19 protein-coding genes are annotated in these 25,040 nt (G+C 60.1%); 6 read left to right on the top strand and 13 right to left on the bottom strand.

Translation table 11 applies throughout. From position 1 onward, the window contains the following. Positions 1 to 5 precede the first annotated feature (5 nt). Entirely contained in the window at positions 6 to 2,126 is a 2,121-nt protein-coding gene (locus OBACDRAFT_RS09035; protein WP_232766916.1) for a TonB-dependent receptor, read from the top strand. Between the two features lie 75 nt (positions 2,127 to 2,201). On the opposite strand, the gene OBACDRAFT_RS09030 is transcribed toward OBACDRAFT_RS09035, so the two are convergent. Both OBACDRAFT_RS09030 and OBACDRAFT_RS09025 read right to left on the bottom strand, forming a co-directional pair. Continuing rightward, a complete protein-coding gene (locus OBACDRAFT_RS09030; protein ID WP_052361551.1) occupies positions 2,202 to 3,026 on the bottom strand; it encodes a UTP--glucose-1-phosphate uridylyltransferase in 825 nt (274 codons plus the stop codon). 41 nt (positions 3,027 to 3,067) lie between these two features. Next, positions 3,068 to 4,084 carry a mevalonate kinase family protein gene (locus tag OBACDRAFT_RS09025; protein ID WP_043584835.1) on the bottom strand — a complete coding sequence of 339 codons (1,017 nt, stop codon included), beginning with the start codon at positions 4,082 to 4,084 and terminating at the stop codon, positions 3,068 to 3,070. Between the two features lie 188 nt (positions 4,085 to 4,272). On the opposite strand from OBACDRAFT_RS09025, the gene OBACDRAFT_RS09020 reads away from it, so the two are divergent. Further along, positions 4,273 to 5,343: an NAD(P)-dependent alcohol dehydrogenase gene (locus OBACDRAFT_RS09020; protein ID WP_043584832.1), complete on the top strand. Its 1,071-nt coding sequence runs from the start codon at positions 4,273 to 4,275 to the stop codon at positions 5,341 to 5,343. A 344-nt stretch (positions 5,344 to 5,687) separates the two neighbouring features. Here OBACDRAFT_RS09020 and OBACDRAFT_RS09015 read toward each other — a convergent pair whose 3' ends face one another. Beyond that, positions 5,688 to 8,297 (bottom strand): alpha-amylase family glycosyl hydrolase, encoded by a 2,610-nt coding sequence (locus OBACDRAFT_RS09015; protein ID WP_043584889.1) that lies wholly within the window; start codon positions 8,295 to 8,297, stop codon positions 5,688 to 5,690. A 329-nt stretch (positions 8,298 to 8,626) separates the two neighbouring features. On the opposite strand from OBACDRAFT_RS09015, the gene OBACDRAFT_RS28025 reads away from it, so the two are divergent. Then, positions 8,627 to 8,779, top strand: a complete 153-nt coding sequence (locus tag OBACDRAFT_RS28025; RefSeq protein WP_157836971.1) for a hypothetical protein — start codon at positions 8,627 to 8,629, stop codon at positions 8,777 to 8,779. A gap of 113 nt (positions 8,780 to 8,892) precedes the next feature. Here OBACDRAFT_RS28025 and OBACDRAFT_RS26390 read toward each other — a convergent pair whose 3' ends face one another. The 9 genes from OBACDRAFT_RS26390 to OBACDRAFT_RS08970 form a co-directional block, all read right to left on the bottom strand. Beyond that, positions 8,893 to 9,555: an exo-alpha-sialidase gene (locus tag OBACDRAFT_RS26390; protein ID WP_232766923.1), complete on the bottom strand. Its 663-nt coding sequence runs from the start codon at positions 9,553 to 9,555 to the stop codon at positions 8,893 to 8,895. Continuing rightward, positions 9,474 to 9,941, bottom strand: a complete 468-nt coding sequence (locus OBACDRAFT_RS29590; protein ID WP_232766914.1) for a sialidase family protein — start codon at positions 9,939 to 9,941, stop codon at positions 9,474 to 9,476. The genes OBACDRAFT_RS26390 and OBACDRAFT_RS29590 overlap by 82 nt, the downstream gene beginning before the upstream one ends. A gap of 317 nt (positions 9,942 to 10,258) precedes the next feature. Then, on the bottom strand, positions 10,259 to 11,233 hold the full coding sequence (locus OBACDRAFT_RS09000; RefSeq protein WP_043584828.1) for a dihydrodipicolinate synthase family protein: 975 nt from the start codon (positions 11,231 to 11,233) through the stop codon (positions 10,259 to 10,261). Positions 11,234 to 11,315: 82 nt separating this feature from the next. Further along, a complete protein-coding gene (locus tag OBACDRAFT_RS08995; RefSeq protein WP_043584827.1) occupies positions 11,316 to 13,352 on the bottom strand; it encodes a beta strand repeat-containing protein in 2,037 nt (678 codons plus the stop codon). A gap of 6 nt (positions 13,353 to 13,358) precedes the next feature. Beyond that, complete coding sequence (locus OBACDRAFT_RS08990; protein WP_052361550.1) at positions 13,359 to 14,633, bottom strand: alpha/beta hydrolase family protein; 1,275 nt, start codon at positions 14,631 to 14,633, stop codon at positions 13,359 to 13,361. 21 nt (positions 14,634 to 14,654) lie between these two features. Beyond that, positions 14,655 to 15,320: a hypothetical protein gene (locus OBACDRAFT_RS08985; protein ID WP_043584825.1), complete on the bottom strand. Its 666-nt coding sequence runs from the start codon at positions 15,318 to 15,320 to the stop codon at positions 14,655 to 14,657. 29 nt (positions 15,321 to 15,349) lie between these two features. Further along, complete coding sequence (locus OBACDRAFT_RS25190) at positions 15,350 to 16,021, bottom strand: type II secretion system protein (RefSeq protein ID WP_052361549.1); 672 nt, start codon at positions 16,019 to 16,021, stop codon at positions 15,350 to 15,352. A 20-nt stretch (positions 16,022 to 16,041) separates the two neighbouring features. Next, positions 16,042 to 17,478: a hypothetical protein gene (locus tag OBACDRAFT_RS08975; RefSeq protein WP_043584824.1), complete on the bottom strand. Its 1,437-nt coding sequence runs from the start codon at positions 17,476 to 17,478 to the stop codon at positions 16,042 to 16,044. 22 nt (positions 17,479 to 17,500) lie between these two features. After that, a complete protein-coding gene (locus OBACDRAFT_RS08970; protein ID WP_198529867.1) occupies positions 17,501 to 20,317 on the bottom strand; it encodes an alpha-L-rhamnosidase in 2,817 nt (938 codons plus the stop codon). 238 nt (positions 20,318 to 20,555) lie between these two features. Here OBACDRAFT_RS08970 and OBACDRAFT_RS08965 point away from each other — a divergent pair, with 238 nt between their 5' ends. Next, a complete protein-coding gene (locus OBACDRAFT_RS08965; RefSeq protein ID WP_157836969.1) occupies positions 20,556 to 21,620 on the top strand; it encodes a substrate-binding domain-containing protein in 1,065 nt (354 codons plus the stop codon). A gap of 65 nt (positions 21,621 to 21,685) precedes the next feature. On the opposite strand, the gene OBACDRAFT_RS08960 is transcribed toward OBACDRAFT_RS08965, so the two are convergent. Next, the gene (locus OBACDRAFT_RS08960; RefSeq protein ID WP_043584820.1) at positions 21,686 to 23,251 is read right to left on the bottom strand and encodes a sodium:solute symporter family transporter; all 1,566 of its coding nucleotides are present in this window, start codon (positions 23,249 to 23,251) and stop codon (positions 21,686 to 21,688) included. Between the two features lie 168 nt (positions 23,252 to 23,419). On the opposite strand from OBACDRAFT_RS08960, the gene OBACDRAFT_RS08955 reads away from it, so the two are divergent. Together OBACDRAFT_RS08955 and OBACDRAFT_RS26380 are read left to right on the top strand one after the other, a co-directional pair. Then, positions 23,420 to 24,406: a sugar phosphate isomerase/epimerase family protein gene (locus tag OBACDRAFT_RS08955; protein ID WP_043584818.1), complete on the top strand. Its 987-nt coding sequence runs from the start codon at positions 23,420 to 23,422 to the stop codon at positions 24,404 to 24,406. Between the two features lie 219 nt (positions 24,407 to 24,625). Further along, positions 24,626 to 24,970, top strand: coding sequence for a hypothetical protein (locus tag OBACDRAFT_RS26380; RefSeq protein WP_081721911.1), 345 nt, complete (start codon positions 24,626 to 24,628; stop codon positions 24,968 to 24,970). The last annotated feature ends 70 nt before the right edge of the window (positions 24,971 to 25,040 follow it).

The following is a 25,040-nucleotide window of genomic DNA, read 5'->3' as shown; positions in this document are numbered from 1 at the left end:
AACCGTTGCAAACGACGCGCCACGTCGTCGGTTCGAATGGCGCAGGCTTGCAGACATGTCCCTCCCCCCCCCCCCCCCCCCGCGCCCACCGTTTCCAATTCCATTCCCTGCCAATGCTCAAACACCTCGTAATCTCCGCCGTCATTCTTGTCCCCGCGTCTGCCTTCGGCGACACCCCCGTCGAACCCACGCCGCAAGTATTGCCGGAGATGATCGTCACCGCACCGCCCCTCATCCAGAGCAACGTCACAAGCCCCTACGCCGGCGGATACAGCGTGGTGGGCGCGCGGCAAATTGAAGACCTCAACGCCACCGACATCTCCTCCGCACTGCGCACCACGCCCGGCGTCAACATCTCGCGCAACAACAAAGTCGGCTCCTACGGCGGCTCGGGCGGGGGGGCGATTTTTATCCGCGGCATGGGTGCCAGCCGCCCAGGCGGCGAACTCGTCGCGCTCTACGACGGCGCTCCGCGCTACAATGCCGTATTCAGTCATCCACTACTCGATATCCTTTCCATCGATGCGGCGGAATCGATCGAGGTTTACAAGAGCGTGCAGCCTCAGATTTTCGGCAACGCCTTCACCGCCGTGAACATCACGCCCCGGCAAAAACGCACCGAAGGCACCGCCGCCGACATCACCATCGTCGCCGGCTCCGACAGCACGCTGACCGAAAAAGTGTCAGCGGGCGGGAAAAGCGGTCCGCTCGATTTTTACGCCGGCCAGAGTTACCGCCGTTCCGACGGCGACCGCCCCAACTCCGGCGGCGAACTCCAGGATTATTTTCTGCGCCTCGGCTACGCGCTGAACGAAAACTGGTCGCTCTCCTTTTTCGGCGATCGCACCAACAACTACGCGGAAGACCCCGGTGCGGAAAACTCCCCGTATCACATGGGCGACTACAAGACCGACGACATCCTCTCCGTCGTCACTTTGGGAAACCGTTACCAGCGCGCCGAAGGCTGGATCAAAGCGTATTGGAATTCCGGACATGCCGCCTGGTATGACCAAGGCATGCGCGACACCGGCGCGCCAGTTGCCCCCGGCGACACGGACAACACAATCATGGACTGGGATCTTTACGGAGTGCGCGCCGCCGAGAAATTCGCCGCGTGGGAAGGCGGCGAGGTACTCGCCGGGCTGGATGTGGATGTGATGAGCGGCAAGGGCAGGTTTGAGCGTTACAACCCCGCGCTGAACACACGTTTCGGGCGCGAGGACTTCTGGATCGTTTCCCCCTACGCCGCGGTCAATCATCTGTTCGGCATACGCGACGGTTACTACGCGCAACCCTCCGCCGGCATCCGCTTTTACGATCATAGCATTTTTAATGACAATCCCGAAGTCGCTCCACACGCCGGTGTGGTGGCCGGTTACAAGGACACCGAAACGCACGCCGGTTACGCGCGTGGCGTCAGTTATCCCGGCCTCAACGTCGCCGCGTTTTCGCAGGCCGTGCTCCCGCCGCTCTACAACGATCCGGCCAAACGCGAGGCGTGGCGCAACCTCGACGCGGAGACGCTCGACCATTTCGAAGCGGGCGTGAGCCACCGCTTCAACCCGAAGTTCAAGGCCGACATCACGACGTTTTACGACCGCGGCGACAACCGCTACGTGCTTACTTTCCCGACCACGGGCGCGCCCGTACCGCAGGGTTTTGCCAACATCGGCGACTGGCACAATTACGGCGTGGAGAGCAGCGCCACGTGGAGCCCGACGGCGGATCTGAGTTTTTTTGTCGGCGCCACTTGGTTGCACACGTCGGTGACGGGCATGCCCTATGCGCCCGAGTGGACGGCAAGCGCCGGCTTCAACTGGACTTTTTTCCAAAATTTCCAACTCAGCGTCGATATGCTCTACCAAGACCGCATGTATGTGAACCCGACCAACGCCTGGGCTCGCAGCGACGCCGTCAGCGCCGATCCAACGAACAACCCGCAAGTGCCGTCGTCGGTGGTTGTGAATGCGCGACTCGGTTATCGTTTTGCGGTCCCGTCGCTGCGCGTGAAGCAGGGCGAGGTGTTCCTTGCCGTGGACAATCTCACTGACCGGACGTGGTATTATCGTCCCGGATACCCCATGCCCGGCATCGGTGCCATGCTTGGCGTGCGGCTGGGGTTCTAACTGATGTTACGCGGACGACCAGGGAGCGGCGGCAGGATGCCGCCGCTCCCTGCGGCCCCTGCGTAACATCAGGTTCTAATAAAGCCTTGCTGCATCGATGAGGCCCGCGGGGTTGCCGATGTCCAGGCGTTTGCCCGGCCACGTGACGCCCAACATGCCGTCTCGAAGACGCAATTGCTCCATGGCGTCGGTCAATTGGATTTCCCCGCCAAACCCGGCGTGCGTGTTTTCCAGATGGTCAAAAATCTGCGGCGTAAACAGGTAACGCGCCGCGAACGCGTGAAAAGGCAACGGGACGCCGTCCGCAGACCGCAAGCGTGGCGCGGCATCCGGCGCTGGTTTTTCCACCAGACGATCCAGCGTAAACACGCCGTCTTCCCGCAGCGTTCCGCCGGCGACTCCATATTTGGATACACGTTCCGCGGGGCACCGCTCCAGGCACACCGATGGCTGGCGCCATTTTTCCCACGCCGCGCGCATGGCGGGCAGGGGTGACGATTGATGCATCACCGTGTCACCAAGCAACACGGCGAAGAGAGAATCGTTCCCCACGAACTCGCGCCCTAGCAAAACCGCGTCGCCCAATCCGCGCATCTCCTTCTGGTAAGTGTAGCTGATGCGGGCAAGCCGCGAGACGGCGCGCACGTCTTCCAACGCCTGCAACTTCCCGATTTTTTCCAAGTGCCGTTCCAAATCGGGATTGGGCGCGAAGTAGTGCTGGATGCACTCTTTGCCCTGGCTGATGACGATGAGGATTTCATCAAACCCGGCGGCGGCGGCTTCCGCGACGACGTAGTGGATGACCGGCTTGTCACCGAGCGGTAACATTTCTTTGGGTACAGCCTTGGCAATGGGAAGAAAACGAGTGCCGAGTCCGGCGGCTGGGATGATGGCTTTCATGATTTGAATCTGCTAAATTGAGCGGCAAAATTTCACGCAAATTAAACTCCGGTGGGCAGCATGGGCGCGATCTCGGGCTTGATCACACGAATCCCCTTGGAGGCGAAAGCCTTTTCAAGATCCCGGAACATCGCCTCATCATCATAAATGCCCACGATGGCGCCGCCGCTGCCGGCAAATTTCGCACTCGCCCCCGTCGAGCGGGCGGTGGCGACCATGTCGCGGTTGCCGTCGCCCACGTCATAAAGGCTGGCGCGCTTGTCGAAGTTGGCATTCATGATCCGGTGCATGGCCTTGCGATCCCCGGCATCGAGAGCCTTGCGAAATTCCAGCGTCAAGTTGGCCCAGAACTCAATCGCATCGACCACGTCCTTTTCGCCACGCTGCCAGCGCGCGCGCAGATCATTGTGATAGACCTCGGTGCCTTCCGACAGATCCTCGCGGTAGGCCACATAGACGGGAGGCAGTTTCGCCGGGTCCAGCGATTCGTAGCTACCGTAATGACGCTTCTCCATCATCTCGCGGCTAAAATCCATGTAAACCAACCCTTGATAAGATTGGGCGACACGGTCCTGCAAACCAGCCGGAATGCCGAGTTCGTTGTTCTCCACACGGAGAACGAGATTGGCCAGCGAATGCCGTGAAATTTGCACGCCGTAAAAGCTCATCAATCCTCTCATGCAAGCCGTGATCAACGCACTCGACCCGGCAAGCCCCACACGATTTGGAATATCGGACCGGTAGCGCATCGTGTAGTTTTTGGCGCCGATCTGAATGCCCCGTTCGACACAATATTCATAAAACGCCTTCGCCGCAGCCTTAAGCAGGCGAAAGCCGCCATAGTAGCCGTGCGAGCGCACATCATTGTGCAAAGCCTCAAGGCTGGAAAACACCGAGTGGTCGCGGCGACTTGGCAACAACTCCAACTCGGGGGACTCCCAAAGCTCGATGTGCGCGGAAAAATTCGTGAACGCAAAAGCGATCGTCTTGCCAAAATACCCATCGGACGGATTGCCGATCAGTCCGGCGCGAGGATAAGCAACAGTGCGGATAATCATATAAAGACGCGTGCCTTAAGACAGTTTTGCCCGCTTCTGCAAAACCAAACATGCAAATGGCCGGTAATTAGCATCCCGTAATTTCCAATCCATTACATGCAAGCCGCCACCGCCTTTTGCGCAAAATCCCGATAGAGCGAGCAAGGTTACGAGAGATATTTCGACAGCCTTGTGCTATCATCCGAGCCATGTCCAAACCAACTGTCACCGCCGTTCCCAAACGGGCCTACGCCGCCCAATCCACCACCTCTCCGCTCGCCCCGTTTACCATCCAGCGCCGCGATCCGCTGCCGCACGACGTCGTCATCGAAATCCTCTACTGCGGCGTCTGCCACTCCGACCTGCACCAGGCCCGCGGCGAATGGCAAAACACGATCTACCCCTGCGTGCCCGGCCACGAGATCGTCGGACGCGTCACCCGCGTCGGCCCCAAGGTCACCAAGTTCAAGGAAGGCGACCTCGCCGCCGTCGGCTGCATGGTGGACTCGTGCCGCACCTGTCCGAGCTGCCAGCGCGGTCTGGAGCAATATTGCGAGAATGGCTGCACCTTCACCTACAACGGGGAGGACAAGCACCTCGGCGGCATGACCTACGGCGGCTATTCCGAAAGCGTGGTGGTGGACCAGGCGTTTACCCTGCGCGTGCCGGCCAACCTCGACCTCGCCGCCACCGCCCCGTTGCTCTGCGCAGGCATCACCACGTATTCGCCGCTGCGCCACTGGAAAGTCGGCCCCGGCCAGAAAGTGGGCATCGTCGGCATCGGTGGACTCGGCCACATGGGCGTGAAATTCGCCCACGCCATGGGCGCGCACACCGTGGTGCTGACCACTTCTCCGGGCAAAGTCGCCGACGCCATCCGCCTCGGGGCCAGCGAGGTCATCATCTCGACCGACAAGGATCAGATGCAAAAGCACGCCCGCAGCTTCGACTTCATTCTCGATACCGTGTCCGCCAACCACGACATCAACGCCTTGTTCAACCTCCTCAAGCTCGACGGCACGCTTACGCAGGTCGGCGTGCCCGCCACGCCGCTTTCCGTCGCGGTGTTCAACCTGATCCTTCCCCGCCGCAACTTCGCCGGCTCCGGCATCGGCGGCATTGCGGAGACCCAGGAGATGCTCGATTTCTGCTCCGCGCACAACATCGTGAGCGACATTGAACTGATCCGCATCCAGCAGATCAACGAAGCCTACGAACGCCTCTTGAAGAGCGACGTCCGCTACCGCTTCGTGATCGACATGGCCTCGCTGAAAGAATGACGGTGGCCGCGTGGCACCTGCCACGGAACGGCGGCCTCCCCCCCCCCCCCCCCCCCCCGGCTCCACTCAACCGCGTACCGAGCGAAGGGGGGCTCTCGATTAGAGCAGTTTCATTTAAGCTGTAGCCATTTGCTACTTGGTAGGGAGGCCTTTGTGCCCTCTGCCGAGGGCAGCCCTTCGGGCCATCGCCTTCGGCGATGCCATCTGCGCGCTGCTGCGCTCCGTCCGAGGCCTCCGCGGCGCGTAGTGTGAGGGTGAATACGAAATTGATAGGTGTTTGGAGCGTGGTGGCGGGAGGCGGAGGCCTCGGAGAGGCCTCCCTACCGTTAAGACAACGAGGTTCGTCATTCGCGTACCCAGAGGCCGCAACTGAGGGGGGGCATGTAGTGCTCGGGTGTTACGCGGCGGGCAGTGCGGCGCATCGTGGGACGGAAAAAGTGTTCCTGGTCAGCAAGGTGTTTCCAGTCGGTCGAGGCGAGTTCGTCACCAAGGGGGAGGGTGATGTCTTGGTCGAGGGGGTTGATGATGAAGAGGAGCTGGCGGTCGCCTTGAGAGTGGTCGGCGTTGTAAATGACGGCAGTGGCGTTGCTGTGCGGGTCGCGAATGAAGCGGAAAAAGCCTTCGCTGGCGCGTGTGTAGTGACGCAGGAGGCGGCCGGTTTCGCTTTGGCGGAAGGCGATCCAATCCGCGAAATAGGTGTGCGTGGTGGGGTAGCGGTAGATGCGGCGGTAATCGAGGGCGTTGATGTCGCCCATTTGATAGGTGTTGTTGATGCCTTGTTTGGAGCGAATGAAATCTTGTCCGGCGGAGAGCATGGGGATGCCGATGGACATGAAGAGGGTGGCAGCCATGAGGTGCGTGCGCTGGCGGTCACCAGCGGTGGGGCGGTCGCCGTTGCCGTTGAAGTTCTCGGTGATGGCGTCGATCCAGGTGCGGTCGTCGTGGGATTCGACGTAGTTGACGGTCTGCGCAGGCCATTTGGCGTAGTGCCAGGGGGAGCCTTTGAGGAAGTATTCAAAGGTTTCGGAGGTGCCGCCGCCGCGCACGAATTCGCGGAGGAAGTTGCGGTATCCGTCGTTCCATGACGCCCAGCCGGTGTCGCGGAGGGCGCCGGCGGCGTGGCCGCGGAAGCTCCAGGGTTCGGCAATGAGGATGACGTCGGGTTTGACGCGTTTGAGGGCGATTTCGACTTGGCGGAGCACGGGGACGCCTACGAGGTCGGCGAGGTCGAAGCGGAAGCCGTCCACGCCATAGGCTTCGATGAGGTGGGTGCAGCTTTCGATGATGAGGCGCGTGGCCATGGCAGCGCTGGTGCGCAGGTCGTTGCCGCAACCGCTCCAGTTGCTGAGTTTGCCGGAGGCGTCTTGTTCAAAGTAGTAGAGGCGGTCGATGAACATGAGGTGCGCGGGTTCGCCAACGTGGTTGTAAACGACGTCGAGGAGGACGGCGATGCCGCGGCGGTGAAAGGCGGCGACGAGTTCTTGAAATTCTTTGAGTCCGGAGGCGCGCGCGGGGTCGAGGGCGTAGCTGCTGGTGGGGGCAAAGTAATTGTTGGTCATGTAGCCCCAGTGGTATTCGCCGGGGGTTTTGTTGTCGGCTTCCTGGATGGGTTGGAGTTCGACGCAGTTGACGCCGAGGCGGTGGAGGTAGAAGTCGGGCGAGTCCACCCAGCGGCGCAGGCCGGTGAAGCCGCGGCGTTCGTCGGTGGAGAGGGCAAGGGGGGCGCGGGCGGCGAGGTCGCGAACGTGGGCTTCGGCTATGACGAGGTCGTGCCAGGCGGGGGTTTTGTAGACGGAGCCGAGCCCGGACCCTGACCCGAACCCTGAGCCGGAGGTGTTGTGTTGTTGTTGGTCGGCGGAGCCGAGCCATTCGGGGTCGATGACGATGGCGGGGCCGAGGGGACCGGTGGTGGCAAGGGCCCAGGGGTCGAGGATGCGGTGGGTGGGGCGAAAGAGGCCAAAGGCGTCGCGGGGACCGTCAATGGTGTACCAGTAATACCAGTTGTGGAGGTTGCCGGTGAGGACGATTTCCCAGACGCCGGCGTCGCCGTGCGCGTCGGTGCGGCGTTGGAGGGCGTAGGCGTGGGCGGCGTCCTGGCGTTCGAGATCGTCGCAGAGGTGGAGTTCCACGGAGTGGGCGCGGGGGGCAAAGATGCGGAAGGTGGTGTCGTTGCCGCGGTGCTGGCCGCGCACGATGGCACCGAGGGGGAGGGTGGTGTGGAGGTTGTAAAAGAAGGGGCCCGGCATGAGGGGCGCGCTGCCGTCGCCAACCCATTGCACGGTCCAGGATTGGGCGAGGTCGAGGGGGGCGGGGACGGTGAAGCGGAAGAGGTGCCAGCCGGTACGGTCGGGGTCGATGGTGCGGTTGTAGTTGCCGAGTGGATCGCGGACGGCGTTGGGGGCGGTGGGGGGGACATCGAACCAGCGGCCGGCGGCAGTGACGAATTTGAATTGGATACGGGCGTCGGGGGGGGGGGAGAGGAAGCGTTCGGCGGGGCCGCGCCAGATGAGGAGGGGGTTGCCGTCAATGATTGCGGGGTGGAGGGCCCACTCGGGGTGGTCGTAGGGGTGCCATTGGTTGAAGTCGCCAGCGAGGTAAACGGTGTCGGCGTGTGTGTGGGGGGGGGGGGGGGCGTCAATGTCGATGAGGGTGGCGTCATCGGGGATGGCAGGGTCGTCGTCCGGGATGGGGAAGGGGGGGCGGGTTTTGCCTGTGGGGAGGGGGCAGGCGTCTTGGGGGATAAAGAAGACGATGTCGCCTTTGCGGTCGAGCATGTAGGCGTGGTCGAGGCCAAAGGTGTAGTCGGGGATGCGTTGGAGGGTGGCAAATTCCGTGCCGTTGCCGAGGAGGAGCGGGGGGAGGTGGCGGGCGCGCCAGTCGTGATCGAGTTCAATGATGCCGTGAGTGGGCGACTCCAGCCAGGCCCGGACGATTTTGTTGGCGCGATTAGGCATTTGCTTAAAGCAACGAATCATCGTCGCAGGCGCAACTGTGCCTCAAGTGCGAATTAGCGACAGAACATTAGCGACAAGAACAGGCGCGGATGGCGAGGGAGGCGGAGGTGTTGAGTATTTTTGCACGGCTTGCACACCAACTATCAGGGTGTCATTGCCGGACTGATACACGCGAGCGTGGAAACCGCCGGAGTGTTCCAGCGGAACGTGTGTGCCTCACAAAAGCCGTTTCTTCGCGTCATCGTGGAGAAACTACGTGATTGCCGTCCCGGTTCTCTGCCTCTCCCCCCCCCCCCCCCCCTCCCGGCCCGGGCCGGGCTTTTTGCAGCATGTCAAAAGGCAAGGTTCGCCCCTTCTCAGGATTGCCCTGTGCCGATCAGGTAAACGCCTCGGGAAAAAACCAGCTCCACTTTTCCCCGCCCCAAGGCATTTTGAAGAGCGGTCGTATCGTCTGTCGCGCCATCGCCCTTGAGGTCGGCTGAATGGATGTCGATGGCGGCGTGCGCCGCGCACACGGCGAAGACAAAAAGGCCGCCGATAAGGGCAAGAAAGTTTTAGGGAGAGCTTGGGCGGATCACGAATCCGCCAGCTCAGCTTACTTCTCCATCATCCACGGCAGATTAAACCGCGCGATTTTCAGATTGGCCGAAAAATTAACCGTGTAGGCCACGATGATCGTGCCGTCCTTGGTCACTCCGATGTCGGAATACCATCCCGTCTCATCGATTCGTTTCTCCGACGACCACGACCGGCCCTCGTCCGTGCTGTAGGTGATGCTGAAGATGCGATCTTTCGGGGAGCGAATGCCGGACATGAGCAGAATATTCGGATCGCCTGCGCGTCGGGCTGCGTAGAGTGCGAGTCCGGGGTTGCGGCCCGAACTCGGGAAAACATTTCGATGATCGCCTTCTTCGGCGAGCTTTTCGCCGAAAGCACCATAAATGCGGTAGTTTCGGGATTTGCGTGCGATGAGATAGAGTCTGTCCGTCCCGTCGGCGCCGGGCAGCGGAGCCACCTTGGTCTCGACAGTTTCGGCGGTGCCCCGGGTTGTCCAAGAGACTCCCCCGTCGTCGCTGGTGAGAAAACTCTTGCGGCCCGGGATGACCATGCGGCCGTCGCTGAATTGAAAACCGTGGCCGCCATTGGTTGGCTTGGACTCCGCGTTGCCGTCATTTTTTACGAGGAACGGCTCGCTCCATTTCGCGCCTTCGTCGGTGCTGCGCCGCCCATACCAGACGAGCTGGCGGCTTCCTTCCAGCCGGCCGGGCCGACCGTGTAATAGGCGAGAATCGTGTGGGGCGTGGTCGTGCGATCCTCGACCAGCATGCAACTGTAGCCCATGTGGCTCGCGCCGTCCGAGGTATACAGCTTCACGGGGGCGCTCCAGGTCTTTCCCTGGTCCAAGCTGCGCGTGACGACCACATCCGCAGGATCCCGATCTCCCTTCTTGATGCGGCTCTGGGCGATCAGCAGCACCGTATCAGCATCCGTGACCAGCACGCCGGGCAAATGCACGAGGCCTTTGATCACCGGCTGAGGCAGGATTTCGAAAAAAGGCTCCGCGCCGGCAGTCGGCGCGGCTTCGAGCGACTTCGCGGTCAGGGCAAGGATGAAAAGGAAATGGGAGAATGGGAAGCGTCGCATAAGGGGGAGGGAGATGTTTGAAAAACAGGCGGGCGTTCGATCGCGTCCTTCGCGCCAGCGCGGCACCCGAGCGCAGCCTTTATCCTTCAACGCAATCTCTCATTCAACCTGAAAGCGGCCCGCCAAGCGGCGTCTTTTCATGCCTTCCGGCTGAACGTTGCCCGCCCTCGTCGTCCCGACAAATTTTTTGGGCGGAGCCCAGTCCCCCAATGCATTACCAAGGCAAGGCGTGATGCGTGCTTGTGGCGGGCGGAAGATGCAGGGAGGAGGATGCGGGGGGCAGTATGCAGGCGTCGTGTTTTTGGGGCCAATTATCGCTACGAAATGGTGTGGTGGGCAATGCCGAGGACGAGGGCAGAGAGTTGATCGAGTGCCCCGCGGTCACTTTCCGAGAGGGTGGAGGCATCCATCCAACGGCATTCAACGGAGGTGCCGAGGACCGCGCGCAGGAGATATTTCGCGCTGGCGGGGTAACGCGTGCCGATGACCACGGAGGCGGGGCCGATGAGGGTTTGCAGGGTGGTGGCGAGCCGGGGATCGCGTTTCCAGTTTTTGCAGAGGGAGGATATTTCAGCGCAGATGCCGTTGGCCGCGATGCCGCTGTAGCCGCGAGCTCCGGCCTGGAGCGAGGCCAGCAGCGTCGGGTTGTCAGCGGCGTAAATGCCCAGCCGGGTGCCTGCGGCGGCCTGTATCTTTGAAGTAAATACATCGACCTGACAGCTTGTTTCCTTGAAAAACACAAAGCGGTTGGTGGCGGCGAAATGATGAACCAGTCCGGGGCTCAAGAGGCGTTTTTGCGGCACGGGGCATTCGTAGAGGCCGAGGTCGATGTCGGCGGGGACGTCTTCCATGATTGTTTCCACACAACTGCGGAGGGCGGATTCGTCCTGCTCAGGGAGCACGCCTTGGTTGGTGAGGAGGACCACGGCGGCGGGTCCGGCTTCCGCCAGATCGCGCACTTGCGCTGCGACTTCCTGCGGTGTGTTGCCCAGCGCGCCGGAGGCAACCACGGGCACACGGCCACGTGTGTGTTGCACCGCACGGGCAACCAGTTCCTTGCGCTCGGTGAAGGAGAGATGGAAGAGCTCGCTGGAAAGACATGACGCGAGCAGGCCGGAGGCTCCGTTGTCGATGTACCAGTCGATCAGGCGGCGGTAGGCGGACCAGTCGATTTTGCGGTTTGCATCGAAGGGGGTGAGCAACACCGGCCATGCGCCTCCGGGCAGGGCAGGCGTAACATGACGCGAAGATGGGGCGCGGGTGGACGGTGTCTCGATCTCCAGGATTTTCATGGATTGGGAAAAACGAATGAGTGGTGGGCAGCGGTTCGCACCGATGCCCGCCGGATTATTTTGTTTCTTTATGCGCGGAGGTTCAGTTGCGGTTGCGGGAGCGGTTGCCGATGCGTCGGCGCGCAATGCCCGCAGCCGTCGCCACGACGGTCAGCATGATGGACGTGGTTACCGCAGGTTCAGGTATGGCGGTGGTGGTGAAGGTCAGGGTGTTGCCAGTGAGGTCAAAGGTGCCGAGCAATCCGGCGGCCAGATTTTCATAGCCGAAAGCGGTTCCGACAAAACTGGTCGAAGTCCAGCCGCTGATGAGCGTGTAGGTCTGGCCGACTTCACCGGTGTTAAGGAAATCGAAAACAAAACCGCCGCCGGTTCCTTGGGTGAAGGCGCCGTTCAGTGACAGGCCAGCGGAGAGGCTGACGAGGTCGGCCTCGATTTTTGCACCACCGTTCCAGGTGAGAGCAGCAAAGATGGTATCGGTCGCCCGCAACGCGGCTCCGTTGTTCAGGGTGACGGCACTGCTGGCGAGGCTGCCGTTCACAATCAGACGGCCCGCCGAAACGGTGGTGGTTCCAGTGTAGGTGTTGCCGGTGGAGTTGAGCACCAGGGTGCCTTCGCCGGTCTTGGCAACGCCGCCTTCGCCGAGGATGGAAGAGTCAACGGTGCCAGTCTGGCCATCGTCGATGTTGAAGGTATGCACACCGGTTCCGAGTAGCGTCAGATTAACGCCCTCGCTGATGTGGAGGCTGGCGTTGGCGTGGTTTTGGATGGTCGTGTTCTGGCTCCAGTTGAAGGCCACGGTTTTTTTGCCGATCCCCGTCCCCGCGGCGCTGGCTCCGGTGCTGATGGAGGAGGCCTTGAGGGTGCCGAGTTGGAGATTGAGGGTGGAGGTGAGGGCAATCCTGGACTGCTGCGCATCGCCAAGTATCAGGTTTCCGGATACATCGAGAGTGCCACCGTTTTTGATGGTGAGCGTGGCGGCGGCGGTGATGCCGTCGTTGGTGTTTGTGTTGCCGGTCGTGGTGCGACCGACGACGACATTGGCGGCTTCCATCAGACCGGCCCCAAGGATGGCGGTGCCAGTGACGGCGGAGCCGGAGGTCAGGTTGGTGGTTCCTTGGTCGGCGAGGCCGATGACGAGGTTGTTGACCCTGGCGTCGGTCGTGCCGCCTTCGAGGTTGAGGGTGCCTTCACCGGCCGTGCCGGTAATCGTGGCCAAATAAGGCAGTCCGCTGCGGCCTACGAGGATGTCGGCTCCGCTTAGGCCATCTTTTCCCCGGATTTCGACGGTGGCACCAGTGACACCGGAACGGAAGGCCAGCGTGGCGGCGCCTTGGGCCCACGTTTGCGCAGGAAGCGATTGATGGCCGATGAGGATGTCGTCCACATGCACCGTGTTCGTCGTGCCCAATGACACCCGGGACGAGCCTGCGAAGCCGTCCATGACCAAGGTGGACGCCTGGATGGTGTTGTTTTGGGCGAGTATCACTTGGCTGCTGATCCAGGACACGCCGCCGCTGCGGTCAGCACCGAGCACGAACCGGTCCAGATTGGTCGCCGAAAAGCTTGCCAGATTCTGCAGGTTGAGGGTCGCGGTGCGCATGTAGCGGAATTGAGCGGTCGTCGTGTTTGGCGGAAGAATCGTCACGCTTCCGGTGCCGCCACCGTTGACGACGAGAGAGCCTGCTCCCCCAATGGTCAGATAATTTGGGTGGGCATAGTTGGTGTTGCCGTAAGTCGCAGGTTCCGTCGAGGAGCCGATGGAGAGACTGCCATTCACCGTCAGCGTTTTCCCGGAGTTGATCTGGATGTTCTGCCAAGTGTTGGTGTTGGCCTCCGCCGGGTTCATATAGTCGAACCGCAACGATCCGATGGTGTAGTTGTCATCGACGATACTGGTGACGGTGGCAGCGTCGGCTCCAGTCCCCGCGTTGGTGAAGAGCACGTCCTGACCGGCGGGCGCGGCGCTCCAGTTGGCCGACGTGCTCCAGTTCGTGTTTGCGCCGCCGCCGGTCCAGGTGGTTGTTTGAGCGGCCAGAGGCGCGATGGCGAGAGACAGCAATGGCAACGCAATGGTGCGCCTCCAGTCGGTAAGCGAGTGGACTGTTTTGTATGCTTTCATGGGATTCTATTTTGGTGTGTTTGGTGTGACGAGCCCGCTGCTGACGGTGCAGCCGCGGTCATCGAGAATGTTGAAATACCAGGCCGTTGTTTGGGCGGGGATGGTGAACGTGGCCCTGTCGCCGACGATGGCAGCCAGCGTCTGTTTCCACTCTCGCAGGGGCCAGTCTCCCTCGTCCTGCGTGTAAACGAAATACACGCTGCGAACGGGGCGTGGACTGGAATAGCGAACCCATGCGGAGCCGTCGGTCTCACCCTGATCAATGATGGCGGTCAATGGTTCGAGCCCGCGGAGTATCGAGTCGGCGAATACGGTTATCTCGCGCGGATCGCCGGACGGCGGATGGCCGTGGCCCATGCGGATTTTCAGGGAGAGCGTCACGGAGGCGGGAGGGACGGGAACCAGCCGCCAGGTCTTTTGCCATGAGTCGGGGCGGAAATGTTTATCGTTGGTTCCGTTGCAAAACAGCATGGGCATGGCGATGCGGAAGACGTGCTGGCTTGGGTCCCATAGTCGTATCCATTTTTCTATTATCGATGGGGAGGTTTCCTGAAACACGCTGGTTAGCCAGAATGAGTTCTCGCCGAGGAAACCGCATCCGTAAACCGGAGCGGCAAACTTGAACCGGGTGTCCACGCTGGCGACGATCCCGGTGAGGATGCCGCCCCAGGAGATGCCGGTCAGTCCGATGCGGTCGGGATCAACTCCGGGCATGGAGCGCAACAGGCTGTGTCCGCGAACAACCGCGGCAACGGCATGATACATCCACTGATCCTGCACGGGGAGGTCGGCCTGCTTGAAGCCGCCACCGGCAAAAGGCGCACCGCCATCCGGATGGTGTTTGCTTTTCACGTTCATGCCGTCCTCAGCGGTTGGAATGCAGCCGTAGGTGTCCATGGCGATGGCCGCGTAGCCACGATCCATCCAGAGTTTTACCCAGTCACGGAAGGCAGTGCCGCCGCCGCCATGCACAAGGACGATGCCAGGGACCTTGACGCCGGGTGGTGTGTTCGGAATGCCGACCCATGCGAACACGCGCGTCGGGCGACCTTGATACGGAACACTGTCATAGAATACGGGCGCGATGCCGTCGTGTGCGATGAAACCGGTTGCCGAGGTATCGTGTGTGGGCGGAGCTGCGAACAATGTATCGGTATCCCAGATACGTTCCTTCCGGGCCTCGGCGGGGGGGGGGGAGGGGAAGGTGCGAATGTCGGTTGCGCGGGCGGCGGGCAACGCGGCCAAAAGGCAAAATACACATGTGACGGGGAGTCGTTTCATGTTTTTTTGCAGAATGTCTGGTCAGTTGTCCGAGCGTTCGCTGGTGGTGAAAAATACGAGGTCGAAATCCCGTGCCGCCGGTTCGCGTCCGTAGCCGTCGCCATCGTTGTAGGGGATGCCAAGTGTCATGCTGGCGACACCGGCTTGGTAGGTTTCGGCACCTTTGCCCCAGGCGAGATGGAGGTGGTTGCCATCAACGAGTTCGACGGGGCGGATGTGAAATCCGTAGGCGACGTATTTTTTGAGAGGAAGCGGCGTGGCCAGTGTGAAATAGAGGTAATGGCCTGCCTTCACAAGAGAGGCGTCGAGCGTGACGGGCAGGAGGGCGAGGCGGTTGACAACAAGGCGTCCGTGAAGGGGGTTACTAATCTCGTGGATGGCGATTTCGAATTTTTGCGGGTCGCGCAATGGATAGCGCGCGGCGGCTTGCGCGGAAATTTTGATTCCGAATCCGGTCATTTTCCCATTGGTGTTCCACTCAAAAGTTTGGGAGGCCCCGCGGCGTTGGGATTCGTTGAGGTAGCGGACGGAAACACCGCCCGGTTCGTCATTAGTGACCGTGCTTTGGTTGATGTTGACGCCGGTGGCGGGAGCTTGTGCCAGAGACGAGATTTCCTGCGCGGTAACATGAGAGAGCACACAGCAGGCAAATGTCAGAATGAGAGATGTTGGTTTTTTTATGGTCATGGGAATATGAATACGAGATTCAGGTCGGCTCAGGGCGCGGGGTTAATGGGTTCGTCGTCGAGGCGACGGGGGGAGACGTGGCCGTCGTAGTAGAGGTTGTTGCGATAGGAATCGTGCGCGGGTTTGCTGATGAGACGTCCGCCATTGTCGCTACCTTTGCCGGCATAAGTAGCATCCTTGTCGGTCTCGCGAATCGCCCATATCCGCGAGAGAGAAGGCACCATGGAAATCTGCCTCGGGGGCCGGGTTCCCCCCCATGGCCCCATATATTCCGTATCCGCCTGATAAGCCTGTCCACTGATGAAGAGGCCGCTGATGTTAACACCATCGCGGGAGCGTTGAAGCACCCAGGAGGGACAGAGGAAAACCACCGAATTATAGGTGGCACCGGCGGGCCGGGCCGGCTCGTTAAGATAAGGGAAAAGATATTCGAGCACGCCGCCAGTCTTGGTGATTTCACCATCACTATTGAGCGTGTAAAAAACAGCCTGACCGGCACTGACGGGACCGGGCAGCGTATTCTTGTGCTCACCGATATACATCAACAAGGCGTTGCCCATCTGGCGGAAATTCGAGGTGCAGTGCGCTCCGCGGGCCTTGTTGCGAACGCTGGAGACGACTGGAATCATGATGCTGGCGAGGATGCCGATGATGGCGATCACGGTGAGGAGTTCGATCAGGGTGAAAGCACGAGATTTCATGGTGACAAGATATGGCGGGGTTATCGGGTCTGGAGTGCGGAGAAGGGGATCTCGGTGAGGCCGAGCGACTCTTTGCCGATGCTGTAAACGATCCAGATGCTCTGTCCGATGGTGATGGCTTTGAAGTATTGCGGGCCGCCGAAGGGAGGTTTGCTGACGCCTTCGAGAACGCGGTCGCGACGGTGGATGAGCGACCAGGTGCGGTCGAAAGTGATGCCGTCGCGAGAGTGCGTGATGAACATGTCCGTGCGGTCCATGTTGCTGCCGACAATCCAGACGGAGCCGTCGGGCAGGTTGCCTGAGACGGGCATGGCTGTGCCGAAGAGGTTGGTGCGGATGCCCGGCGAATAGGTTCCCGATGCATCGCGCACGGCGGCATAGTAGTTCGTCGGGTCGAGAAGATTGTCGCGGATGATGACGCGTTTGCCGTCGGGGCGTTGAAATTCAGTCCAGTGGGCGAGACCATTTTTGCCGTTGGCGGCGAGTTTGAAAATTCCTTTGGCGTATTGAGGGAAACCCTGCCAGGGGGCGCGGTCGCGGTTGGTTTGCGCGAGGGCGTCGCGGATTTCTCGCGGTGCCTGATCGAAAGGTTTCGCGTCGCGGTAGGGAGCGTTGAGGGGCGCGAGTTTTTTCACCACGCCGGGTGTCACTTCGAGGGAGGCGGGAACGGGCTCGTGCAAGAGGTAAACGGGCGAGGTGGGTGTAAGTTTTCCGTCAACAAAATCGAATTCGCGGACGAAGGCGCCAAGCGCCCGGTAGATGTCCCAACGGAAGCCGGATGCTTTGTCCAAGCCGCTGCGGTAATGTTCGGCGGGGACGGGGTGGCGCAACTGGCTGTTGTGGTAGCGCATGTCGTCGGTCCAGCCGTCGCAGGCGAAGATGCGCCCGCTTAGGAGCATTTTGCCATTGTTGGTGTGGGGGAAGAGCGAAAGGGTCGCGTCGAGGGCCGCGCTGTCGAGCACGTCGCCCTTGTTGTCGAACTGGCGGCGTTTGGGGGGCATGACGGGAGGGGCGATTTCCATGAGGGTTTCGTTGCCGCCCCAAACGAGGGTGCCGTCGCTCGCGATGGTGCCGACCTTGGCGATGATGCGCTGGCCGGGTCCGTTTTCGTCCTGCACGTGGTTGGTCCAGTAAACGATCACTTTGTCGCCGTTGACGAGGAATTGCTGGTGGTGGTTGTAGGTGCCGTGCCGCAGGCTTTCATACTCGCCGTTGCCGCCATCGGCGGGATCGGCATGGGAAGGCAAAGGCTCGTAAAAAAGGGTGTGTTTTGCGCCTTCGAGTTCGGGCAGGCCGAGCTTGTTTTTGGCAGGGTCAAAGCTGGCGGGGCGAAGCCAGACAATGGGTGGATTTGGTTCGTCGGCAGAGCCAAAAGCAGACGCGGCGCCAATAGCGAGGACGGCAGGGAGGGCGGCAACAAGCGAAAGGAGATGTGAGCGCGTTGGTGTGTGTTTCATGGACAAAAGAAGAACGGGACTGTCAGGTGCAGGTGGTTTCGAAACGGTAGTTTCCCGATCCGATTTCGAGGGTGATTCGATCAGCGTGCGGGCATGGAGGAGTGAGCTGGCGAATGGCGGGGATTTCACTGACGGGGATTCCACTTTCCAGAATCTGGCGCGTCCCTGTGGTGGTGTTCGCGCGGGGGGGGGGGGGGGATGGAATGTAAACGATGGCTTGTGCGTTGACTGGAATGGTGACGCATAGCGTGAGGTGTCCGTCGCGATTTTCCCACGCGCTTGCGATTCGTCCGTGCGGGCCATCGTAGGAGGCTTCAACGCGGTCGAGTCCGCGCGGGAAATAGGGATGGATCACAATCCGGCTGGCTCCGGTTTCGTCGATCTCGCAACGGATACCGGCAAGGTATTTGTAAAACCAGCTACTGACCGATCCGTGCATGGGGTGGTTGTGCGAATTCATCGAGGCTCCGGTGAGGTGCTCCCAACGTTCCCAGAGTGTCGTTGCTCCCATGTTGAGCATGTATCCCCAGCTGGGATACGTAGTTTGCGTGGCAATCCTGTAGGCGACATCCACGTGGCCATGCTCGGTGAGAACTTCCAGCAGATACTTGGTGCAGAGATTGCCGGTGCTGAGATGGCCGCCGTGCCGCTCAATGTCGGAGACCAGGTTTTGAACGACTCTGGGCGTGCGCTCCGGCGATGGGAGTTTGAGGAAAAGGGCGAGCGCGTTGCAGGCTTGGTTGTTCGTGCCGTAGCCACCGGCGGCTTCGTCCCAAAATTCCCGGTTGAAGGCATCGGCCACTTGCCGGGCGGTGTCTTCCCAGCGGGCGGCATCCTGCGCACGGCCAAGCAGGGCGGCGATGCGGGAGAGGAGCCGGGCATGGTAATGGAGAAAACCGGTGGACACGAGGCTGCCGGGGGTGCCGGAGGCAATCGCACCACCGCCATCGCTTCCGGCCACGGCAAAGTTTTTTGGCGGTGCCCAGTCGCCCCAACTGCTGTGGCGAATGATGAAATTTTCCGAGCACGAGAGCAGATAATCGGTCCAGCGCGCGAAGCCGGTGTAGTGGGTGTTTAGATACTCCGTGTCCAGATAGTGCGCGTTGCAAAGCCAGCCGAGCAAGAGGTAGCTGACCGACACGGGATCGGCCGGACGCTTTCCCCATTTGAAGGGTGCGGTGTCGGTGATGCTGCCATCGTCGGCCTGGGTGTCGGCGATATCCGAGAGCCACTTTTCGTAAAACCGGTCCAGACGAAAATTGTAGAGCGATTGCTCGGCCCGCACGGTCATGTCGTTAAGCCAGCCCATGCGTTCGTTGCGCTGCGGGCAGTCGGTGGGCACGCTGTGAAGGTTGCTCGCCTCGGTGTGAACCACGGTTGCCTGGATGCGATTGAGCAGATCGTTGCCGCAAGTGAAACTCCCGTTGCGCGACACCGCTGAGCGCACGACGCGGATGTCGAGCGTGTCGAGGCTGGCTTGGCCGGGCGGCAGGCCTTCGACCTGCACGTAGCGAAATCCGTGATACGTGAAACGCGGCTCCCATGTTTCCGGGGCGCATGCCTCCCGGTCGCCACCATGGTCGTTGCCGCGCAGTATATAGGTGTCGGTCGCGGCGGCTTTGCGCAGCGCGCGTTGATCCGCGGTGCCATCGGCGTGGAGGTTTTCGGCGAAACGAAGCGTGATGCGAGTGCCGCGTGGACCCCGAACATGCAGCCGGGCCCAGCCGGCGAGATTGCGCCCGGCATCGAAAACGAACACGCCGGGCCGCGGCTCCTGCATGAGAACGGGGCGCAGGGTTTCCACAATCTTGATGGGCTCGCTGGTCTGGGCCACGAGCATCCCGGCGGGCGGGCAGACCGGGACCACGGTGTCCCACATGTCTTCACGCGATTCTGTGGCGAGGGAAACCGGACGATCCCAGCCGTCTTGTTCCAGACGGGCGTCGTAATTTTCCCCGTCGTAAATGCTGTCGCTGATCAGGGGACCGCCGTTCACATACCAAAGGTGAGGGGCGCCGGACTGCCCGCCTTGGGTGAATATCCGCTCCTCGCTGCCATCGGTGTAAGCGACCTCCAGTTGCAGCTTCAGGATCGGGGAGCCGTGCCAGCCGTGTCCAACAATGACACCGACTGCGTTGCGTCCCGTTTGCAGGTGGCCGGTGATGTCGTGGGTGACGTAAAGGACGCGCTTGGAATAGTCGGTCCAGCCGGGATCAAGGACGTGGTCGCCGACTTTTTCCCCGTTGATGCGTAATTCGTGATAACCGAGTCCGGCGATGTAGGCGCGAGCTTTCAGGACTGGTTGACCGAGCTCAAACACGCGACGGAAATACTTGGTGCGTCCAGTCCACCCGGCCGGGTATCCAACCCACTCCGCCTGCCAGTCGCCGGGCTCCAAGAGGGCCATTTCCCAGTGTTGCGGTGCGCTGAAATCTGATGGGACATCGTTCTGGTCCCAGACTCGTACGCACCAATGGCATCGTTGGCGGGAGCGCAAGGGAATGCCATCATAGGGAATGGCGATTGAGTGGACGTCGGCCTCGCCGGAAACCTTGCCCGAATCCCACAAGTCTGCCGCGCCGATTCGCAGGCGTTGTTCGTCCGAGGCGACGAGGATTTGCCAGGCGCTTTGTCGCAGACCGCGCGGTGCATTTTCGGTTGATTGGGAACCCGAAAACGCGGGGATCATGCGCCAGCTCAGACGTGGACGGAGCCGATCCAATCCCAGTGGATTGATTGCCCGTTCGCAGAGAGTCTCCGCGATTTTTAGTGTGCCGCGATTGCCCGTAGCTGCGGACGACGACGACGACGAGGGTGAGGGCGAAGGGCGCGTGGGCATTTGGGGAGCATGGGGAGCGGACGTGGTCATGTGAGGCCGTGTTGGGAATCGGGATTCCAGATGCGATGCTGATTTGTGTGATGATTCTGACGCAGGTCGTCAATAGCAATTTCTTAAGTAATTACTCTTTTGTTGCGTTGATTTATCTTCGAATCGGCTGCTTTTTATGGGGGAAATTAGCAGATCAGAAGGTGTATCAGGGAGAGGCAAAGATTCTATCTTGCACCGATAGACATTCTTGGAAAATTGGACCTTATTAAATTCGCAAGAAATGAGCTCCACTTTGCTTAGTGAAATTGCGCAGGCTGCAAACGTTTCAACCGCAACCGTTTCTCGCGCTCTGCACGGATTGCCTGGTGTTTCCACGGCCAAGCGAAGGGAAATCAACGAAATCGTCACCCGGCTCGGCAAACCTGTGCGAAAACGTGGACGCAAGCGGATTGCGACCGCTGCAAACCGCCCGGAACGCGAGCATGGCACCATTTGTATCTTACAAACAAATGATGCTTATCTATTTGCAACTGATTTATTTGTTCGGCAGGTCAGGGGCATTGTCCGCAACGCCGGATTTCACGGACTGGATGTCGTGATGGGCTTCGGGAATTCCCTCGACCAAGTTCCGCCCTGTGTAAGGGAAAAGAAGGTCGCGGGAGTTTTGATTTATGGTCCTGCCGCTTCGGATGAAATTACCCGTCACCTTGAGGATGTTCCCACAGTGTGGGCCGCATCCCATGCCAATCTGCCCGCCAGTCAGGTGATGCAGGGGAACGATGAATCCGGCCAACTCGCTGCCCAGTATCTGATTGAACGCGGCCACAAAGTGCTGGCCGGACTGTATCCCTTTCATCACCAAGTCATGGAAAAACGCCTTCAGGCTTTTGAATTCAAGGCGAAGCTCCAAGGCTGCAAGGTGACGCGGATTGGAAGCGGCGAAATGCCGATGCCGGAGCCAACAGCCGACGCTTTTGGACGGTTCAATGCCTTGCTGGAGCCTTTGATTGACGAAATTCTAACCCTCCGGAATTTCCCTGTCGGCCTGTTTATCCCGGACGACTCAATCACCGCCCATGTTTATCCGCTCTTGAAAAAACGCCAACTCGTCTTGGGTAAGGATATTGAAATCATCAGTTTCGGCAATGAGCCGGCATATTTGGCAGGTCTGGACCCTCGCCCTGCCAGCATCGACATCGCGCCCGAAGCCTTCGGTGAACAGATGGTGGAAATCCTGCTCTGGCACATCCGCCACCCGGAGGAAAAGAGGCGCGTCAGCGTGCATATCGAGCCCTTCGTGGCGCAGAGCTGATATTTTTATCCCTCCCCCCCCCCCCCCCCCCCCGCGCACACACTACCATGTTGAAATGGAGGGAATTACACTAATTTTTCCGATGACTGGTCCCAAACGGTGAGGTTCGTCAGGTCTCTGTCAGGTTTCACCCGCCGCAATCTGGCCGAGAGATAGCCGACCCCGAATGTAATTACGTTCCCCAAGATCGCCGTGTAATAGAGATCAAAAACCATCGAAGTCAGCCCAAACTGCATCGAAAGCGCCCATGTGGTGAAAAGAACGTTGGCAATGATTCCCGTGATAACCGCACGCAAGTCAGCGATGCGCGTCAGCATTCCCAACAAAAACGCTCCTGGAATCCCCCCTCCCATCAATGCGCTCAAGATAAGTGCCAAGTCTGCAAATGTCTTGGAATTAGATTTATAAAAAAGCCAGGCTCCACCCATCATCAGGCCTGATGCGACGATGGATGCGATGAAACCGACGCGCAAATAATGCCTGTCATCACGACCCTTGACCAAATGCGGCTGATACAAGTCGCGCACCCACACCATACTGACCGCACTGATGCACCCGCCGAGCGTGGACATCGCCGCCGCCAGCGCCGCCGCGATGACCAGTCCTGCCGCGCCCGCTGGCAACACCGTGACAATAAAGTGCGGAAGGATCTCCTCCGCCTTGGCTTGCCCGGCCAGCACCGCCTGCGAAACACCTGTCGGATGGTGCTGAAAATAAACCCAAAGGCATGTGCCAAGAAACATAAAAAGCGCCCACACCGGCACACTCGCAATGCCCAACACCACCATGGACTTGCTGGCTTCTCTGGCCGATTTGGCGGCGCACCAGCGTTGCACCGTAATCTGGTCCAGTTTACCCGCCAGATACTGGACAAACCCAACCAACACGAGCATGGGACCGGTTTTGTCCGTGAGCGTGATGCCCGATTTAATTGGCTCCAATTCGCCTGTCGCCTGATTCAAGTCACGAAATGAAAGTTTCCCCGACTCCCAAGCCTCCGTGACGATCTGTCCCAGCCCGCCCGGGATGATCCATATAACAAAACCGATGCAGAAAAGTGCTCCGCATATCAGGACCATCGTTTGCATTACCTCGGTCCAAACAACGGCTTCCATTCCTCCTTTGGCCACATAGATCGCCGTGATGCCACCCGCCAGAAGGATGCTCCATCCGACGGGGATATTAACCACTGCCGAAAGCAGCATCGCCACCAGATAAGTGATCGTCGCAATCCGGAAGATGTTGGACAGCAAGAATACAGCCGCTGCATATGTGGATACCGACGGACCGAAGCGAATCGAGAGATATTGGTAGGCGGACGAGATCGTGCCCCGCCGGAAAAACGGGATGAACAACCAGGCCGAAAGCAGGACCACCAACGGGAATGCCAGATTGGGCAGAAAGCGGACCCACGCCGTCTTGAACGAATCGGCAGGATACGCGATAAACGTAACCGAGCTGATCATCGAGCCGATCAAACTGATGCCAATCGCCCACCCCGGAAAAGAGCGTCCTCCCAGAAAATAAGCCTCCGTGCTTTTTTTGCTTCGCCGACTGAAACGAAGACCGAGCACCACGGTGCCGGTAAAGTAAAGCGCAAGCACAACAAGATCAGGTAGATGTATGGCCATGAGGCGTTGGATTATGCAGCGGGAAAAAAGAGGAAGCGTTGAGGCGGAACGTATTTCAGATGTGAAAAATGAGGATGGTCAATAGTAATTGCTTGAGTAATTACTATAAATTCAAACGCTTCCTCCGCCTGATCGGTTTGTTTGCCAACCACAACCTCTTTTCCCGCAATGAAAAATCGCTATTCAGTCATCCTCGGCAACCTCGGTAACACCTGCGACCGCTTCCTGCCAACCGGCTACAAGGACGTGCCGCCCAAGCCTGAAATGATCCGCCAAGCCGCCGCCATTCCCGGCATCGAAGGCATCGAACTCGTCGGCACTTGGGATATCACCGAACAAAACGCCCGTGAAATCCACTCCCACCTCGCTGACACCGGCCTCGTCTGCGTTTCCATCATCCCGGACCTTTTTTCGCAAAAACGCTGGGGACTCGGCAGCCTCTCCGCCAAGTCCGCTGACACCCGTCGCCAGGCACTCGAAGAATGCCGCGCCGTCTCCCGCATCGCGCAACAAATCGGCTGCCCCCTCATCAATCTCTGGCTCGGCCAGGATGGATACGATTACCCGCTGACCGCTGACTACCGCACCCAGCGCGCCCATCTCGCGGAAAACATCCACGCCATCGCCAGCGAGTATCCGGAGATCAGATACGCCCTCGAATACAAACCCAAGGAACCGCGCAATTTTTCCTTTCACGCCCGCGCCGCCGACACGCTCCTCATGGCCAATGAAACCGGACTGGAAAACGTCGGTGTGTGCATCGATGTCGGCCATGCTTTCATGGCGGGCGAGAATGTCGCCGAGTCTGCCGTCCTGCTCCAGCATTACGGCGGGAAATTGTTCCACATGCATTTCAACGACAACTACCGTTCGTGGGACGACGATATGATTGTCGGCTCCGTGCATTGTGTCGAATACCTCGAACTTCTCCACTGGCTCCGCGAGATCAACTACACCGGCTGGTATTCGATGGACCAATACCCCTATCGCGAGGACGGTCCCGCCGCCGTTCGCGAAAGTGTGGCCTTCCTCCGTGACCTCGAAGCCTTGCTCACTGACGCCCGCCGCGTCGCTCTCCGACAGCTCATCGCCGCCGGTGATGCCACCGCGACGACACGTTATCTTCGCGAACTTTTTGTCGGTGGATCTCGTTGAGCGTCTTATTGGTCCCGCTACGATTGAAAGCCGTGCTCGCTTCCATTCAGGGAGTCGAGCAATGTGGCGCGTGAGTTCGGGCGGGCCCGTTTGCCGTGTGCCGGACTCGGCTTGAATTCATTGACGGAAACATTGCCGCTGTCAGATCCGCCTGCTCCACCCGCTCCGGTTGCGCCGTTTGCTTCGCTGACGGACTTTGCTGCAATCGCTGTGCCCGTTATGCCGGTCGTGCCCGCCGATTGTCTCAAGTGCGGAGTGTGTTGTTTTTCGCGTCTTGATGCCTACGTGCGCGTCACCGGCGACGACTGGGCGCGGCTCGGCGGCGATGCGGAACGCCTCGCGCATTTCATCGGGAATCGCGCCTACATGCGCATGCGCGACGGACATTGCGCGGCACTCGTTGTGAGACGTTCAGCAGGAGCGGGTGGTGTGGGAGGCGAAGCCGTTGAGTATTTCTGCACGGCTTACGAATGCCGTCCGCAGGTATGCCGTGATTTGGGGCGGGGAAGTCCGGAGTGTCTGGGCGAACTGGCGTCCAAAGCGAGTCGGGTGTCTGGCAGGTGAGTTGGCATTGTATCTTGGCGAACACCTCACCCACTTTCTGAGCACATGGAGGGAATCGCGCTTATCGCTT

Source organism: Geminisphaera colitermitum TAV2 (assembly GCF_000171235.2).
GTDB lineage: Bacteria > Verrucomicrobiota > Verrucomicrobiia > Opitutales > Opitutaceae > Geminisphaera > Geminisphaera colitermitum.
The sequence above is the reverse complement of the archived record's forward strand: the minus strand, read 5'-3'. Positions and strand labels throughout refer to the sequence as shown.

Bases quoted from the DNA above. Each gene is read 5' to 3' on its own strand.
- OBACDRAFT_RS09030 (WP_052361551.1), bottom strand. From the start codon at position 3,026: ATGAAAGCCATCATCCCAGCCGCCGGACTCGGCACTCGTTTTCTTCCC.
- OBACDRAFT_RS09025 (WP_043584835.1), bottom strand. From the start codon at position 4,084: ATGATTATCCGCACTGTTGCTTATCCTCGCGCCGGACTGATCGGCAAT.
- OBACDRAFT_RS09020 (WP_043584832.1), top strand. From the start codon at position 4,273: ATGTCCAAACCAACTGTCACCGCCGTTCCCAAACGGGCCTACGCCGCC.
- OBACDRAFT_RS09015 (WP_043584889.1), bottom strand. From the start codon at position 8,297: ATGCCTAATCGCGCCAACAAAATCGTCCGGGCCTGGCTGGAGTCGCCC.
- OBACDRAFT_RS28025 (WP_157836971.1), top strand. From the start codon at position 8,627: ATGTCAAAAGGCAAGGTTCGCCCCTTCTCAGGATTGCCCTGTGCCGAT.
- OBACDRAFT_RS29590 (WP_232766914.1), bottom strand. From the start codon at position 9,941: ATGCGACGCTTCCCATTCTCCCATTTCCTTTTCATCCTTGCCCTGACC.
- OBACDRAFT_RS09000 (WP_043584828.1), bottom strand. From the start codon at position 11,233: ATGAAAATCCTGGAGATCGAGACACCGTCCACCCGCGCCCCATCTTCG.
- OBACDRAFT_RS08995 (WP_043584827.1), bottom strand. From the start codon at position 13,352: ATGAAAGCATACAAAACAGTCCACTCGCTTACCGACTGGAGGCGCACC.
- OBACDRAFT_RS08990 (WP_052361550.1), bottom strand. From the start codon at position 14,633: ATGAAACGACTCCCCGTCACATGTGTATTTTGCCTTTTGGCCGCGTTG.
- OBACDRAFT_RS08985 (WP_043584825.1), bottom strand. From the start codon at position 15,320: ATGACCATAAAAAAACCAACATCTCTCATTCTGACATTTGCCTGCTGT.
- OBACDRAFT_RS25190 (WP_052361549.1), bottom strand. From the start codon at position 16,021: ATGAAATCTCGTGCTTTCACCCTGATCGAACTCCTCACCGTGATCGCC.
- OBACDRAFT_RS08975 (WP_043584824.1), bottom strand. From the start codon at position 17,478: ATGAAACACACACCAACGCGCTCACATCTCCTTTCGCTTGTTGCCGCC.
- OBACDRAFT_RS08970 (WP_198529867.1), bottom strand. From the start codon at position 20,317: ATGCCCACGCGCCCTTCGCCCTCACCCTCGTCGTCGTCGTCGTCCGCA.
- OBACDRAFT_RS08960 (WP_043584820.1), bottom strand. From the start codon at position 23,251: ATGGCCATACATCTACCTGATCTTGTTGTGCTTGCGCTTTACTTTACC.
- OBACDRAFT_RS08955 (WP_043584818.1), top strand. From the start codon at position 23,420: ATGAAAAATCGCTATTCAGTCATCCTCGGCAACCTCGGTAACACCTGC.
- OBACDRAFT_RS26380 (WP_081721911.1), top strand. From the start codon at position 24,626: ATGCCGGTCGTGCCCGCCGATTGTCTCAAGTGCGGAGTGTGTTGTTTT.